At 68.7% G+C, this 18,298-nt stretch carries 2 protein-coding genes (1 of these 2 cut by a window edge); both read right to left on the reverse strand.

The annotated features are described in order from the left end of the window. Positions 1-10,323: an amino acid adenylation domain-containing protein gene (locus tag AC5Y2L_RS16030; RefSeq protein WP_499944143.1), complete on the reverse strand. Its 10,323-nt coding sequence runs from the start codon at positions 10,321-10,323 to the stop codon at positions 1-3. Then, a protein-coding gene (locus tag AC5Y2L_RS16035) for a non-ribosomal peptide synthase/polyketide synthase (RefSeq protein ID WP_499936828.1) crosses the window boundary here: on the reverse strand, positions 10,320-18,298 show its 3' end. 15,043 nt of this gene lie beyond the right edge of the window; only the last 7,979 of its 23,022 coding nucleotides appear in the window; the start codon falls outside the window, past its right edge; it ends in the stop codon at positions 10,320-10,322. Before AC5Y2L_RS16035 ends, AC5Y2L_RS16030 begins: the two co-directional genes overlap by 4 nt.

Raw genomic sequence — 18,298 nt, forward strand, 5'->3', positions numbered from 1 at the left:
TCAGGGCTCCATCGCGAGTTTGAGCTGTTCGCCATATAGGGCGAGCGATTCGGCGGCCATCATGTCGTCATGTCCGCAGTCGACCGGATACACGGTGATGTTGCCGGCCACGTACGGCTCCCAATTCCGCGGATGGGCGGAATCGTTCCCATTGTCACTGCGCGCGGAAAATATGATCATGTCGCCGTCGAATACCCCGGGCTGATGTTCTCGAAGATGTGACCCGTTGGCGTTGTAATTCTCCACCACGAAATCGAAGACCTGCCGGGGCGGAAGAATGAACTCCACGGTTTTCCCGTGTTGCCGGATCAATTCCTCAGCCGTCCGGTAGGTAAGCGGCTTGGCATGTTCTGGGATATCGATGCTGTTCGATCGCAAGGTGAGGTCCAAGATGCGGCTCTCGCCTTGACCGTCCGCGTCGCTAGTTGCGCCGCCGTCGGCACCGAGCACCGGGTCCAGCAGGACAAGGCGTTGGACCGCACAACCGCGCCGGCGCAGTTCGACGGCCAGCTCATGCGCTACCGGGCCACCAAAAGACCAGCCCAGCAGCTTGTAGGGTCCGACGGGGTACAGCTCCTGGAGGCGATCGGCATAGCTTTTCGCCATCTCACGAATCGATTGCCGTCCAGCTTCCCCGTCGAGCGGGATTTGGTTGATTCCGACGATCGGGCAATCCAGGTACTCTCCCAACGCCCGATATGCATAACTGAGTCCGAGACCCTCGTGGACACAGCACAGCGGGACCCCGGTTCCTTTCTTGAGCACCTCGATGGGAAGCAGTTCCACCGCGGCGTCGTCGCTGCTCAGCTCCTGGCTCAGACTGCTGACCGACGGCGCGTCCAACAAGGTGCGCACCGCAAGGTGGGCGTCGAAAGTCTTGTTCACCATCGCGATCACCCGCATCGCCAACAGCGAATCCCCGCCCAGGTCGAAGAACGAGTCGTCCACTCCCACCCGGTCCAGCCCGAGGACCTGAGCGAAGATGCCGGCCAGCGTCGCCTCGGTGGCGTCGGCCGGCGCGCGGTAGCGTCCGGAATCGACGTAGTCGGGCGCCGGCAAGGCGCGTTTGTCGAGTTTGCCGTTGGACGTCAAGGGCAGCGCCCGCACCACCACCACTGCGGCCGGCACCATATAGGCCGGCAGCCGGTCGGCCAGCTGGGCGCGCACGACGGCCGGTTCGGCGGTGCCGGTGATGTATCCGACGAGTCGCTTGTCGCCGGGGCGGTCCTCGCGGACGATCACCACCGCCTGTCCCACTCCGTCCAGCTCGGTCATGGCGGCCTGGACGTCGCCCAGTTCGATGCGGTACCCGCGGATCTTGACCTGCTCGTCCGCGCGGCCGACGTACCGCAGCTGCCCGTCGGAACCCCAGCGCACCAGATCGCCGCTGCGATACATCCGTTCACCCGCAACCGCGCCGTCACCGAACGGGTAGGCCACGAACCGTGACGCGGTCAGCGCCGCCCTGCCCAAGTACCCATATGTGACACCGGCACCGGCCACGTACAGCTCGCCCACCACGCCCACCGGAACCGGGCGCAGCCAGCCGTCCAGAACGAACAGCGCAGCTTGCGGGACCGGCGCACCGATCGGCACCGGCCCGCTGGACCCTGGCTGCAGCGGCGCGCTGAAGGCGACACCCATCGTCGTCTCGGTGGGGCCGTACGCGTTGATCATCCGCCGCCCCGGCGCCCACCGATCCACCACCTCGGGCGGGCAGGCCTCACCGGCCACCATCAACGCCATTGACTCCAGACGCTCGGGTGACAGCGCTGCCAGCGCCGACGGCGTCTCGGTCAACAGGTCGACATGTTCGGCGAGCAGCAACGCCTGCAAGTCTTCCGGCGAGCGCACCACGTCTTCGGGCACCACCACGACCCACCCGCCGTGCAACAGCGCCGCCAAGATCTCGGACACCGAAACGTCGAAGGTCAGGGAGTGACAGTGCGCCGCGGCGCCCGTCGTCGGCAGATAGCTGTCGAGTATCTCCAGCAACTGGGTGACGTTGTGGTGGGTGACGGCCACCCCCTTGGGCACACCCGTGGTGCCCGAGGTGTAGATGAGGTACGCGATGTCGTCGGGCGCCGGTGCCGGCAACGCGGTGCACGGATAGCCCGCGATACGACGGTCCTCGATGTCGAGGACCACTAACTCGTGCCCGTCGAGCCGGGTCCGCGGATCGGCGGTGGTGATAGCGGCGACGGGGGCGGCATCGGCCAGCATGAACTCGAGCCGGGCCGTGGGCAGCACCGGGTCGATCGGCAGATACGCCGCCCCGGCTTTCAGCACCGCCATGATGGCCACGACCGCCTCGACCGACCGGGGCATCACCAGCGCGACCACGTCACCGGCCCGGACACCGCGGTCGGCCAGCAGGTGCGCCCACCGGTTCGTCGCCTCGTCCAGCTCCCGGTACGTCATCGAGCGGCCTTCGCACGTCACCGCGACCGCGTCCGGGGTGCGCGCCACCTGGGCAGCGAACAGCACCGGCACCGATACCGGCGCGGACCGCGCCCGGGTTAGCGCCGCCCGATTACCCCAATCAGCCAGCCGGGCCTGCTCGTCGGCGCCGAGCAGGTCGATCGAGCAGAGTCGCCGGGTCGGGTCGGCCGTCATGGCGACCAGCAACTTCTGCAGTCGGGCGAACAGCGCCTCGACGCCGGGTTGGTCGAATACGTCCAGGTCGAATTCGACGCGAAGCACCAATTCGTCACCCGGAACGGCCGCCACGCCTAGCGGGTAGTGGTTGGACTCGCGGGCGATGACGTCGGTGATGTCCAGGTCGTGGTCGGCGGTCAAGGCGGCGGTGTCGACCGGGTAGTTCTCGAACACCAGCATCGTGTCGAACAACTGGTCGTGATCGGTGAGGCGGTGGATTTCGGCCAGCGCCAAATGCTGATGCTCGAGCGTGCCGTTGTGGGAGTCTTGCAACTGCTCCAGCAGCCCCACCGCGGTGGTTGCCGCCCCGATGTGGGCCCGCACGGGCACCGTGTTGATCAACAGCCCGACCATGGAGTCCGCGCCGGCCAGCTCGGCCGGCCGCCCGGAAACCGCGGTACCGAAGACGACGTCATGCTGGCCGGTCAACCACATCAACACCTGCGCCCAGGCGGCCTGCAGCACGATGTTGACGGTGGTGTGCTGCGCGCGTGCCAGCTCGCTCACGGCCCGGGTGGTCGTCTCCGGCACCCGGAACCACTTGACGCCACGTTTTCCGGGTCTCGTCCGGCCGGGCGGACCCACCAGCGTGGGGAGGCCGAAACCGGCTAGTGCCTCGCGCCACGCTGCCTGTGCCGCGGCGCGATCCCGCTCGGCCAGCCAGGTCACGTAGCTGCGGTAAGGCGCGGCGGCCGGCAGCCGACGCCCGTAATAGCCGGCAAAGATCTCCTGGAGCAGGATCGGCAGCGACCAGCCGTCGACCACGATGTGATGATTGGTCAGCACCAACCGGTGTCGATCCGCGGCGATGCGGATCAGCGCCGCCCGAAATGGCGACTGCTCGGCAAGGTCGCACACCGCGGCCCGCTCAGCGGCGCACACCTGCTGAACCTGATCGTCAACGGCCACGCCGCCGGAATTCAGCTCCACATATCGCCAGGGCGCCACCGGATCGGCCGGTATGACCTGCACCGGCTCGTCCGTTTGCGGGTAGAAGCGGGCCACCAGGTTGGGATGGCGTGCCACCACGGTCTGCAGCGCCTGGCGCAGCCGCTGCGGGTCGAGCGCACCGATCACGGTGAAATCCAATTGCACCGCATAGACGTCGTCACCCCGGTCGCGCCCCGCGCTGGCGTGGAACAGCAACCCCTGCTGTAGCGGGGTCAGCGGCAACACATCGGCGATGCGGTGTTTCTCCTGCAGCTCGTCGAGCTGCTGCTGGGTCAGCCGGGCCGGCACGAAATCCGACGGCGTCCACCCGCCTCCACCACCGCGGACATGCGCGCAAATCCCGGACAGGGCCTCGAACCACAGCTGGCTCAGCAGGCTGACTTGGGTCTGGTTCAGTGCCGATTGCGCCCACGACCAGTTGGCGTACAGCCGCGGGCCGGTGTCGGCGTCGACCGTGCTGGCGTTGAGCTCCAGCGTGTTCGCCAGCGGCATCGGTAGGGCCGAGGCCGCTTTGGTCACCGCCTCGGTTTCCTGGGACAACGCCCAGACATCATCGGTGACGTCGGCTCCCGCCCCCAGCCGGCCCAGATAGTTGAAGCCGATCACCGGCTCCGTACCGGCCAGCTCCACCTCGGTATTCAGATGGCTCAGCAGACCATAGCTGAGCGGCTCCGGTAGGGCGCGGAGCTGCTCTTTGGCGTCCTTGATCACCCGACCGAGTTCGGCCGTTCCGGTCACCACCTGCGCCCACGAGAGCCCGCCGACCGCCAACGACACCGGATACCAGGTGGTAAACCATCCCACGGTGCGCGTCAAGTCCACGTCGGCGGCCAGCTCCTCGTGGCGTCCATGACCCTCGACATTGATGCCGATCGGCGCGTTACCGCTGCCCGCGAACTCCGCGACCGCCAATCCGAAGGCAATCAACAACACCTCGTGCACCCCGGTGTGAAACGCCGCGGGCACTTCTCCGAGCAACGTGCGTGTGGTCTCGGCGTCCAGCGACGCCGACAGGTGACCGGCCGTGGCGAACGTATCCAGGGCAGGTCGCACGGCTGGCAGCAGCGCCGGAGTGGCCAGCACCTGTCGCCACGCGTCGGCCAGCTCCGCTGTGTCCGGCGGGTAGGCGCGCTCCTCCAGCAGCGACGACCACCGGGCAAACGACGTCCCACCCGCCGGCAAGCTGATCGGCTGGCCGCTGCGGTGCTGAGCCCACGCAATGTTGAAGTCTTCCAACAGAATTCGCCAGGACACGCCGTCGACCGCCAGATGATGAATGATCAACGCCAACTGGCCCGTCGGCCCCACCCACAGGGCACTCAGCATCACCCCGGCCCTCGGGTTCAACCGCGACCGCGCGGCCACCAGCTCCTCCGGTGACAAGGCGGCCACCGCCCGCAAGCAGTTGCGCGCGGCCACGGCTCCCGGCTCGGGCACCAGCAGCGACCAATTCCGGTCGCGGTGCTCGGCGCGCAGCCGCAACATGGCGTGCCGATCCAGCAGCGCCTGCAACACCACCAGCACGTCGGCCTCGGTCGCCCCCGCGGGAGCCTGGATCAGCACCGTCTGGTTGAACTGCTCGACCGGCCCATCGATGCCCGCCAGCCAGCGCATGATCGGGGTGGCGACAACCGGGCCGAGGCCCTCGTCGATGACGCCTCTGGCACCGTCGGTCACCCCGACCACGCGGGCAAGCCGTGCCACGGTCTGCTCGACGAAGATGTCACGCGGCCGGCACCGCAGGCCGGCCACTCGGGCCCGGGCCACCACCTGCATCGACAAGATGCTGTCGCCGCCCAGTTCGAAGAACGATTCGTCGACACCGACTCGTTCCAGCCCGAGAACTTGGGCGTAGATCCCGGCCAGAATCTGCTCGGTCTGGTTGGACGGCGCCCGGTACCGATCGGCATCGGTGTAGTCCGGTGCCGGCAGGGCGCGTTTGTCGAGTTTGCCGTTGGCCGTCAACGGCAGCGCGTCTACGAGCACCACCGCGCTGGGCACCATGTACCCGGGCAGCCGTTCGGTCAGCCCGGCACGCACGCCCGCGGGGTCTGCGGTGCCGGTCACATATGCGACCAGGCGCTTGTCGCCGGGGCGGTCTTCACGAACGATCACCGCCGCCTGCTGGACTCCGTCCTGCCCGGCCACCGCGGCCTGGACTTCGCCCAGCTCGATGCGATACCCGCGGATCTTGACCTGCTCGTCGGCCCGGCCGACATAGCGCAGCTCCCCGTCGACGCCCCACCGCACCACGTCTCCGGTGCGATACATGCGCTGTCCCGGCCCGCCGTACGGAGAGGCCACGAACCGCGACGCGGTCAATCCCGGCCGGCCCACGTATCCCAGGCCGACCCCGGCGCCGGCCACATACAGCTCACCGGCGACACCGGCCGGTACCGGATGCAGCCAGCGATCCAGCACGAAGAAACCGAGCCGGGCCAACGGCACCCCGATCGGGCTGGCCACCCTGTCAACGTCGCTTGCCGTGATCTGCCGCAACGAGGCATGCACCGTGGTCTCGGTGGTGCCGTACAGATTGAGCAGCCGCGGCGACCGCGGGTGACCATCCAGCCACGTCCGCAGGCGGTGCGGCTCCAGCGCTTCTCCGGCGAACAGCACCGCCTGCAATGCCAGCCGCGTCCCCAGCTCAGGCGCCAGCGAGTCGGCGGTTTGCAGCGCGTAAAACGCCGACGGGGTCTGGCTCAGCACGCTGACCTGTTCAGCGACCAGCAGGGCGTGGAAGTCCTGCGGGGAGCGGGCCACCGACTCGGGCACCACCACCAGCCGCCCGCCGTACAGCAGCGCGCCCCAGATCTCGCACACCGAGACGTCGAAGGCCAACGAATGCCACTGCGACCACGCCTGCCCGGCCAGCTGCATCCCCGCCTCCAGGGATGCCAGCAGCTGGATCACGTTGTGGTGTGTGATGGCCACTCCCTTGGGCACACCGGTGGTGCCCGAGGTGTAGATGAGGTAGGCGATGTCCTCGGCCGCGGGCGCCGGCAACCCGGTGGCGGGTTGAGCGGCGATGCGCGGATCGTTCACATCGATGACGGCCAGGTCGTGCCCGACGAGTCGGTCGGCCAGTTGGGCGCTGGTCACCGCCGCAATCGGGGCGGCGTCGCCGAGCAAGAACTCGATGCGTGCCGCCGGCACCACCGGGTCGATCGGCACATAGGCCGCCCCGGTCTTGAGCACCGCCAGGATCGCCACGATCGCCTCAGCCGACCGCGGCAAAAGCAGCGCCACCCGGCCACCCGGGCCGACGCCGTGCCGGATGAGTAAGTGCGCCAACCGATTCGAGGTCTCGTCGACTTCGCGGTAGCTCACTGACCGGCCCTCGAAGGTCAGCGCCGTCGCCTCCGGCGCCCGTGCCACCTGCGCGGCAAACGCCGCCGGAATCGCCGACTGCGCCGACGACCCGCGTCGGGTCAGCGTCGCCCGGTTACCCCACCCCTCCAACTGGGCCTGCTCGGCTTCGCCGAGCACATCGATCGAGGAGACCCGCCGCGCCGGGTCGGCGGTCATGGCTGCCAGCACCCGCTCCAGCCGCTCGATCAGCGTCTGGATGGTGGCTGCGTCGAATACGTCGGTGCGGAACTCCACCACCCCACCGATCCCGGCGGGATCTTTGGCCTCGGTCCAGCGCTCACCCAGGGAAAACGTCAGGTCCATGCGGGCGGTTTCGGTTTCCGCCGGCAGCGGGCTGACCCGCAGGTCGCCCAAGGCCAACGCGGCGGTGGGCCCACCGGCGAAGTTCTGCCAGGCCAACATCACCTGGACCAGCGGGTGGTGGTTCAGGCTTCGGGCCGGGTTGAGCCGCTCGACCAGGACCTCGAACGGGACGTCCTGGTGCTGGTAGGCCGCCAGGCTGCGCTGCCGCACCTGGGCCAATACCTCGGCCGCGGTCGGATCACCCGCCATATCGACGCGCAACACCAGGGTGTTGATGAAGCAACCGACCAGCTCATCGAGGGCGGGGTCACGCCGCCCGGCGATCGGGAAGCCGACGGCCACGTCGGCGCTCCCGCTGAGCTTGGCCAACAGCACCGCGAGGGCGGCCTGCATGACCATGAAGCTGGTCACCTTGTGCTCGCGCGCCACCTGGGCAATCCGCTGTTGCAGCTGCGCCGGCCAATCCACCGCCACCCGGGCACCGCGGTAGTCGGCCACCGGCGGATACGGCCGGTCAACGGGCAGCTCGATGCGCTCGGGCAGCCCCGCCAGCTGCTGCTCCCAGTACGCCAGCTGGGCACCGATGCGACTGTCGCGGTCGTCGAGGTCGCCGAACTGTGCGCGTTGCCAGAGCGTGTAGTCGACGTACTGCACAGCCAATGGCGCCCAGCCGGGAGCCCGTCCGGCGCAGCGGCTGGCATAGGCCACGCCCAGGTCATGCACCAGCGGCCCGATGGACCAGCCGTCGGCGGCGATGTGATGCACCACCGCCACCAGCACGTGCTCCTCGTCGGCGACCCGGAAAAGCTTTGCCCGCAAAGGGATTTGGGTAGTCAGGTCAAACGGGTCGCGCGCCGCGGTGCCGACCGCGTCAGCCAGCCGGGAATCCGGCCAGCCGGTGGCGTCGACGACGTTCCACCGGAAATCCGCGCGCTCGACCGGGACCACCAGCTGCCGGGGTGTCCCGTCGGCGGCGGGGAAAAGGGTGCGGAGGCTTTCGTGTCGGGCCACCACGTCGGCCAGCGCCGCCCGCAGCGCCTCGGGCCGCAGCCGTCCGCCCAGCCGCAACGCGACGGCCATGTTGTAGACCGGGGAAGGCCCCTGCAACTGATCGATGAACCACAACCGGTTCTGGGCAAACGACAACGGCACCACATCGGGCCGCTGCACCGCCACCAGGGGCTCCAGCCCCACCCCGCCGGCACCGATGCGGGACGCCAACTCGGCCACCGTTGGCGCCTCGAACAATGCGTCCACTTCCAGCCGGGCGTCCAACGACGAGTTGACGGCGGCTGTCAGGCGCATCGCGAGCAGTGAATCCCCGCCCAGGTCGAAAAACGAGTCGTCGACCCCGACCCGTTGCAGACCCAGCACCTGGGCGTAGATATCGGCCAACAGCTCTTCTGCCGCGCTGGATGGGGCGCGGTAATGGTCCACATCCCCGTACTCCGGGGCGGGCAGGGCCCGCCTATCGAGCTTGCCGTTGACGGTCAGCGGCAGCGTCTCGAGCGCCACGACCGCGGCCGGAACCAGGTAGGGGGGCAGTTGCTCGGCGAGGGCGGCGCGGACCTCGCCTGGATCCGCCGTCCCGGTGATGTAACCCACCAGGCGCTTGTCACCGGGGCGGTCCTCGCGGGCGATCACCGCCGCGCGATCCACCCCGTCCAGCGCCGCCAACGCCGCTTGGACTTCGCCGAGCTCGATGCGATATCCGCGGATTTTGACCTGGTCATCCGCGCGCCCAAGGTAAATCAACTGACCATCGGTGCCCCACCGCACCAAATCCCCGGTGCGATACATCCGCTGCGCCGACGCTCCGGGCTCACCGAACGGACAGGCGACGAACCGCGACGCGGTCAAACCTTTCCGCCCCACATATCCGTACGCCACCCCGGCACCGGCCACATACAGTTCACCGACCACGCCGGCCGACACCCGGCGCAGGCCCGCGTCCAGCACAAACAACGCCGCCCCCGGCACCGGCGCACCGATCGGCACTGCCCCCTTCTCCGCCGAGCCCGGGGTCAGTGGCGCGGTGATGGCCGCATATATCGTCGCTTCGGTCGGTCCGTAGGCGTTGATCATCGCGTGCCCGCGCGCCCACCGCTGCACCAGCTCGACGGGGCAGGCCTCACCGGCCACCACCAACGCCAGCGACTCCAGCCCCTCAGGGGATAGCACTCCCACCGCGGACGGCGTTTGGCTCAAAACACTGACGTCTTCGCCGACGAGCAGGGCGTGGAAATCTTCCGGCGAAGCGGCCACCTCTTCGGGCACCACCACCAGCCGTGCGCCGTGGAAGAGCGCCGCAAAGATCTCGTACACGGACACGTCGAACGCCAACGAATGCCATTGGGACCAGGCCCGTCCCGGTCCAGTCGGCATGCCGGCCGGGACGGCCGCCAACAGCTGAGTGACATTGCGGTGGGCGACTGCGACGCCCTTCGGGACACCGGTGGTGCCGGAGGTGTAGATGAGGTAGGCGACGTCGTCGGGAGCCGGCGGCGGCAATGGCGTGGTGGGCTGGCTCGGGCCAGCGGGAGCCCCGATGTCACTGACGTCGATGACCAGCACGTCGCATCCGTCCAGGCGGGATCGCAGCTCCGCGGTGGAGATGGCGGCGACGGGCGCGGCATCGGCCACCATGAACTCGACGCGCGCCGCCGGCAGTGCGGGGTCGATCGGCAGGTACGCCGCTCCCGTTTTGAGTACGGCCAGGATCGCCACGATCGCCTCCGCCGACCGCCACGAGAGCAGCGCCACAGTTTCACCCGGGCCCGCGCCATGCCCCGCCAACAGGTGCGCCCACCGATCGGCGGCCTCGTCGAGCTCGCGATACGTCAACGAGCGGCCCGCACACGTCAAAGCCACCGCGTCCGGTGTTCGGGCCACCTGTGCAGCAAACAACTCCGGGATCGACGCGGAGGCCGGCACCTGCGCCGTCAACGCCGCCCGATTGCCCCACTCGTCCAGCCCGGCATACTCGTCGTCGTCCAGCAGGTCGAGCGACAACAACCGCCGGCCGGTGTCGGCGGTCACGACTGCTGCCCCGAATCGGCTGTCATCGCAACCAGCACCTTCTGCAACCGCCGGAACAGCGACTCGATCCGGGCGGCGTCGAACACGTCGGTGTCGTATTCGACGCGAAGCCGCAGTTGTTCGCCGGGTTGCGCTTGCACGGCGAGCGGGTAGTGATTGGATTCGCGGGCCGCGATCTCGGTGATGGTCAACTCCTGATCGCTGGTCAGTGCTGCTGCGTCGACCGGGTAGTTCTCGAAGACGAACAAGGTGTCGAACAACTGGTCGTGTCGGCTGACGCGGTGGATCTCGGCCAGCGCCAGATGCTGATGCTCCAGCGTGCGGTTGTGAGCGTCTTGCAGCTGGTCCAGCAAATCGCCGATCGTGGTCGAAGCGGTGATGGTTGCCCGCACCGGCACCGTGTTGATCAGCAGACCCACCATCGACTCGGCTCCGGCCAACTCCGTCGGCCGTCCGGAAACCGCCGTTCCGAAAACGACATCGTGCTGGCCGGTCAGCCACATCAGCACCTGCGCCCAGCCGGCCTGCATCACGACGTTGACGGTGGTGTGCTGCGCACGCGCCAGCTCGCTGACGGCGCGGGTGGTCTCCGTAGAGAACGTGAACGATACGACGTTCCGCGGCCCGGGCCCGGACCCGCCCGGTGGGCTCACCAAGGCCGGGGTGTCGAAATCGGCCAACACCTCGCGCCAGGCCGCCTGCGCCGCGGCGTGGTCCCGGCCGGACAACCACTCGACGAAGCGGCGATACGGCACTGGCGCCGGTAGCCGGCGCCCGTAATAGCCGGCAATGACTTCGCCCAGCAGCACTGGCAGCGACCAGCCATCCATGACGATGTGGTGATTGGTCAACACCAACCGGTGTCGATCGTCTGCGGTGCGGATCAACGCCGCGCGGAACGGCGGGTCGGCCAGATCGCACACTGCGGCCCGTTCGGCGGCGCATATCTCTTGGATCTGCTCGTCGACGCTGAGGCCGTTGGGATTCAGCTCGTCATAGCGCCAGGGCAGCGTCGGGTCCGCCGGGATGACCTGCACCGGCTCGTCGAATTGGGTGCAGAACCGGGCTGCCAGGTTCGGGTGGCGGCGGACCACGGCGTCCAGTGCCTGACGCAGCCGATGCCGGTCGAGCGTGCCGCTCAGGGTGATCTCGAGCTGCACCGCGTACACGTCGTCACGGCGGTGCCGCGCGGCGTGGAACAGCAGGCCCTGCTGCAGCGGGGTCAGCGGCAGCACGTCGGCGATGCGCTCGCGCTGCGCCAGCTCGTCGAGTTGCCGCTGGGTCAACCGGGCCGGGACGATATCGGACGGCGTCAGCCCGCCGCCGCCGTTGCGCACATGCGCGCAGATGCCGGACAGCGCCTCGAACCACAACCGGCCCAGCCGGCCGACCCGCTCGCGATCCAGGGCCGAGGGCGCCCATGTCCAGTTGGCGTGCAGCCGCGGACCGCTCTCGGTGTCAGCGGTGCCCGCATTGAGTTCCACGGTGTGCGGCAGCGGCATCGGTATCGCGGCTGCCGCGCCCGTCAACGCCGACGCCTCTTGGGCGATTCGCCAGAAATCCTCCGAAACGTCGGCGCCCGCGCCCAGCCGGCCCAAATAGTTGAACCCGATCACCGGGTCCGGGCCGGCCAGATCGACGTCGCTGTTCAGGTACCGCAGCAGACCGTAGCTCAGCGGGTCCGGCACGGCGCGCAGCTGCTCCTTGGCGTCCTTGATCAGCTCCCCTAGCGGCGCCTCACCCGCGACCACCTGGGCCCAGGAGAGTCCCCCGACCGTCAGCGACACCGGATACAGGGTGGTGAACCACCCCACCGTGCGGGTCAGGTCCACGTCGGCGGCCACCTCTTCGTGGCGTCCGTGTCCCTCGACGTCGATGCCGATGGGCGCGCTACCGGTGCCCACAAACTCGGCGATCGCCAGTCCCAATGCGATCAGCAACACCTCGTGCACCCCGGTGTGAAACGCCGTGGGCACTTCCCCGAGCAGCATGCGCGTGGCGTCGGCGTCCAGCGCCAGCGACAAGTGCCCGGCGGTGACGAACGTGTCGACGCCGGGTTGCACCGGCGGCAACATCGCTGGTGTCGCCGCGACCTGCCGCCACGAATCGGCCAGCTCGACGACCTCCGGCTTGCGCGCGTGTTCGGCCAGCAGCGACGACCACCGCGCAAACGATGTCCCCGCCGCCGGCAACGCCGCGCGCTGCCCGTCCCGGTGCTGGACCCACGCGATGTTGAGGTCTTCCAGCAGAATCCGCCAGGACACCCCGTCGATGGCCAAGTGATGGATGATCAACGCCAATTGTCCCGTCGACCCCGCCCACAAGGCGCTGAGCATCACCCCCGCGGCTGGGTTCAACCGCGACCGCGCCTTGACCAACGCTTCATCGGACAGCGCATCCACGGCCTGCAGGCAGGCGCCGGCATCCACCGACCCGGCCTCGGGAATCGTCAGCGACCACGCCGCCGCATTTTCGACGCGCGCCCGCAACATGGCATGCCGATCCAGCAGCGCCTGCAACACCACCACCACGTCGGCCTCGGTGACCCCCGCCGGGGCCTGTACGACCACCGTCTGGTTGAACTGCTCGACGGGTCCATCCACCTCCTGCAGCCAGCGCATGATCGGGGTGGCCGTCACCGGCCCGACACCCTCGTCGATGCGGCCGGCCTCGCCGCTGGTGACCCCGGCGACCCGGGCCAGCCGGGCCACGGTCTGTTCGACGAAAACGTCACGTGGCCGGAACAGCAGACCGGCGGCCCGGGCCCGGGCCACCACCTGCATCGACAAGATGCTGTCCCCGCCGAGCTCGAAGAACGACTCGTCCACGCCGACCCGGTCCAGCCCGAGCACCTGGGCGTAGATGCCGGCCAAGATCTCTTCGACAGCGCTGCCCGGGGCGCGGTAATGATCGGCCTCGGTGTATTCCGGCGCGGGCAGCGCGCGGGTGTCGAGTTTGCCGTTGGCCGTCAACGGCAGCGCGTCCAGCGCCACCACCGCGGCCGGCACCATGTAGGCCGGTAGCCGCTCGGCCAGCGCCGCCCGGATGTGAACCGTGTCCACGGCTCCGCTCACGTACCCGACCAGGCGCTTGTCGCCGGGACGATCCTCGCGGGCGATCACCGCCGCCTGATCCACCCCGGCCAACGCGGCCAGCGCGGCCCGGACTTCGCCGAGTTCGATGCGATATCCGCGGATCTTCACCTGCTCATCGGCCCGGCCCACATACCGCAACTGCCCATCGGCACCCCAGGACACCAGATCGCCGGTGCGGTACATCCGTTGACCAGGTGCTCCCGCCCCCGCGAACGCGCACGCCACAAACCGCGACGCCGTCAACCCGGGCCGCCCAACGTACCCACACGCCAGCCCAGCACCGGCGACATACAGCTCACCCACCACACCCGTCGGAACCGGATGCAACGCCGCGTCCAGGACGGCGAAGCCGAGATGGGCCAGCGGCAGCCCTATCGGACTGACATTGTTGGCCGTGTCGGCGTCGGTGATCTCGCGCAACGAGGCATGCACGGTCGTCTCGGTGATGCCATACATGTTGAGCAAGCGCGGTGATCCCCGATGGTTGTGCAACCAGGTCGCCAACCGCTGCGGTTCCAGCGCCTCGCCGCCGAACACCACCGCCTGAAGCCGGAGTTGATCGCTGAGCTCGGAAGCCAGCGCATCGGCGGTTTGCAGCGCGTAAAACGCCGACGGGGTCTGGCTCAGCACGCCGATCTGCTCAGTAACCAGCAAGGCGTGCAAGTCCTCGGGAGAGCGGACCGCCGGATCGGGCACCACCACCAGCCGTCCACCGCTGAGCAGCGCGCCCCAGATCTCCCACACCGAGAAGTCGAATGACAAGGAGTGACATTGCGTCCACGGCAGCCCTTGCCCAACCTCCGCATCCAAGGACCGCAGCAGCCGGGCGACGTTGCCATGGGTTACCGCGACCCCCTTGGGGATTCCGGTGGTGCCGGAGGTGTAGATCAGGTAGGCGATGTCGTCATGGGCCGGCGCGGGCAGTCCCGTACTCGGGTAGTCGGCGATGCGAGGCTCTTCGACATCGATGATGGTCAGGTCGTGCCCGGCCAGCCGGGGGCGCAGATCCGCCGTGGTAATCGCGGCGATCGGCCTCGCGTCGGCGAGCATGAACTCCATCCGGGCCGCCGGGTGCGCGGGATCGAGCGGCACATACGCCGCCCCCGTCTTGAGCACCGCCAGGATCGCCATGACCGCCTCAGCCGAGCGCGGCAGCAGCAGCGCAACCCGCTCGCCCCGGCTTGCGCCGTGTGCGGCGAGCCGGTGCGCCAACCGGTTGGCGACCTCGTCGACCTGCCGATAGGTCCAGGAACGACGCCCGCAGGTGATCGCCACCGCATGCGGGCTGCGGGCCGCCTGCTCGGCGAACAGCACCGGAAGTGACGGCGTTGACGGCACAAAACGGGTCAACACCCCATGGTTGCCCCAACCCGCGAGCCGGCTGTGCTCGACGCCGTCCAGCAAGTCCACCGCGGACAGCCGAAGTGCGGGGCCGGTGGTCAGCGACATCAGCACCCGCTCCAACCGCTCGGTCAGGGTCGCGATGCTTTCCGCGTCGAAGACGTCGGTGCGGAACTCGACCTCGCCGGTGATCCCGGCCGGGTCACCGGCCTCGCTCCACTGCTCGGCCAGGAAGAACGTCAGGTCCACCCGGGCCACCTGGGTGTCGGCCGGCAGCGGGGTGACCCGCAGCTCGCCCAGTTCGGCGGCCAGGTCGGCGTCGTTTCGGGCGAAGTTCTGCCAGGCCAACAGCACCTGAACCAACGGGTGGTGAGTCAGGCTGCGGGCGGGGTTCAGCCGGTCCACCAGCACCTCGAACGGCACGTCCTGGTGCTCGTAGGCGGCCAGGCTGCGCTGGCGCACTTGGGCCAACACCTCCGCGACGGTCGGATCACCACCCAGATCGACCCGCAGCACCAAGGTGTTGACGAAGAATCCCACCAGTTCGTCCAGCGCGGGGTCGCGCCGCCCGGCGATGGGGAACCCGACGGCGACATCGCTGCTGGCGCTCAGCTTGGCCAGCAGTACCGCCAGGGCGGTCTGGATCACCATGAAGCTGGTCGCATTGTGCTCACCGGCCAACTGGGCGATCCGCTGCTGCAACTCCGCCGGCCACTGCACCGACACCCTGGCGCCGCGATAGTCGGCCACCGGCGGATAGGGCCGATCGGTGGGCAGCGCAAGGCGCTCGGGCATCCCGGCCAGGGCCCGCTCCCAGTAGGCCAGCTGCGCACCGATGCGGCTGTGGCTGTCGGTCAGATCACCGAATTGCGCGCGCTGCCACAAGGTGTAGTCGACGTACTGCACCGGCAGCGGCGCCCAACCTGGGGGCTGGCCGACGCACCGGCTGGCATAGGCGAAACCCAGATCGCGCACCAGCGGCGCGATTGACCAGCCGTCGGCAGCGATGTGGTGCACCACGGCCACCAGCACGTGCTGACGGTCGTCGATGCGGAAAAGCCGCGCGCGCAACGGAATTCGCGTTGCCAGGTCAAACGGCTCGCGCACCGCGGTGCCGACGGCATCCTTCAGCCGGCTCTCCGGCCATCCGGTCGCGTCGATGATCTCCCAACCGAATTCGGCCCTTTCGACCGGCATCACCAGCTGTTGGGGAATCCCGTCCACCGCCGGGAACAGCGTGCGCAGGCTCTCGTGGCGGGCCACCACATCGGCCAGCGCCGCGCGCAGTGCCTCGAGGTCCAGACGCCCCTCCAGTTGCAAGGCGACGGCCATGTTGTAGACCGGCGACGGCCCCTGCAATTGATCGATGATCCACAACCGGTTCTGCGCAAACGACAGCGGAATGACCGCGGGCCGCTCCATCGGCCCCAACGGCTCGAGCCGACTCGTGCCCGCACCGATGCGCGGCGCCAACTGGGCCACCGTGGGCGCCTCGAACAATGCCCGCACCTCGACGTCGGTATCGAGTGCGGTATTGACCGCGGCGACCACCCGCATCGCTGACAGCGAATCCCCGCCCAGCTCGAAGAAGGATTCGTCGACACCCACCCGCGGCAGTCCGAGGACCTGGGCGTAGATGGTCGCCAGAATCTCTTCGACGGCGCTGGAGGGCGCGCGGTAATGCTCGACATCGCCGTACTCCGGAGCGGGCAATGCGCGCCGGTCGAGCTTGCCGTTGACCGTCAACGGCAACGCGTCCAGCACCACCACCGCGGCCGGCACCATGTAGGCGGGCAACCGCTCCGCGAGTGCACTGCGCAACCCGGCCGGGTCTGCGGTCCCCGTGATATAGCCGACCAGGCGTTTGTCGCCGGGTCGATCCTCCCGGGCGATCACCGCCGCCTGCGTGACACCTTCCATAGCGGCCAACGCCGCCTGGACTTCGCCCAGCTCGATGCGATACCCGCGGATCTTAACCTGCTCATCCGCCCGACCGAGATACCGCAACTGGCCGTCACCGCCCCAGCACACCAGGTCCCCGGTGCGATACATGCGGTGCCCCAGCGTCCCCTCGCCGCCGAACGGACAGGCCACAAACCGCGATGCGGTCAGGGCGGGCCGACGCCAGTACCCCAATCCCAGGGTCGTGCCAGCGATGTACAACTCACCGACCACACCGGCCGCCACCGGTCGCAGCCAGGAATCCAGCACGAACAATGCCGCACCCGGCAGCGTCGAGCCGATTGGCGGCGCTCCAGAACCAGCCGTCAACGGCGCGGTGTAAGTCACGTCCACCGTCGCCTCTGTCGGGCCGTATTTGTTGATCATCACCCGCCCCGGTGCCGCCCACCGGTCGACCAGGTCGGCTGGGCAGACTTCGCCGCCCACGAGCAAGGCCACCGACTCCAAGCCGTCCGGCGGTACCGCACCTGCAGCCGAAGGGGTCAGGCCCAACACATCGACCCGTTCGGACACCAACAGGTCGTGCAGCTCGGTCGGCGAGTTGGTAATCGGCTCGGGAACGACCACCAACCGCCCACCGGGTAAGAGCGCGCCCCAGATCTCCAAGACCGAGAAGTCGAACGACAGAGAGAACCACTGCGTCCACACTCCGGGGCGTCGCAGGCGGGCGTCTAGTGAACCGATGTACTGGATCACGTTGCGATGGGTGATGGCCACGCCCTTGGGGACACCGGTGGTGCCCGACGTGTAGATGATGTAGGCGACGTAGTCAGGGGCCGGCGCCGGCAACGGCGTACCCGGATACGCCGCGGTTGCGGGGCCGTCGATGTCGATGACCGCCACGTCGTGCCCGGCCAACCGTTCTCGCAGCGCCCGGGTGGTGATCGCGGCGACCGGCGCGGCGTCGTCGAGCATGAACTCGATCCGGGTCGCCGGCAAACCCGGGTCGATCGGCACATACGCCGCCCCTGCTTTGAGGACGGCCAGAATCGCCACGATCGATTGCTCGGAGCGGGGAAACAGCAACGCCACACAGCTGCCCGGGCGCACGCCACGGTGGGCCAAGAGACGCGCCAGCCGGTTGGCGGCCTCCTCGAGCTCCCGGTACGTCATCGCACGTTTCTCGCAGGTCAGCGCGACCGCGTCGGGTGTGCGCAGCGCTTGAGCGGCGAACAACTCGGGAAGCGACAGCGCCGCGGCAGCCGGCAACGGAAGGTCCAACACCGCCCGGTTGCCCCACTTCTCCAGCCGGGCGTGCTCAGCGGCGTCGAGCAGATCCACCGACGACAACCGCTGCCCCGGATCGGCGGTCAGCGATGTCAACACCCGCTCGAACCGCTCGATCAACAGCTGGATGCTGCCCGCGTCGAAGACATCGGTGCGAAACTCCACCGCCCCGCCGATCCCGGCGGGCTCACCGGCCTCGGTCCAACGCTCACCGAGCGAAAACGTCAGGTCCATCCGGGCGGTGTGGGTATCGGCCGGCAACGAGCTGACCCGCAGATCACCCAGGGCCAAGCCGGCCGCCGGGTCGATGTCCTGCCCACTGAAGTTCTGCCAGGCGAACAACACCTGAA

Source organism: Mycobacterium sp. NGS66, from assembly GCF_059812225.1.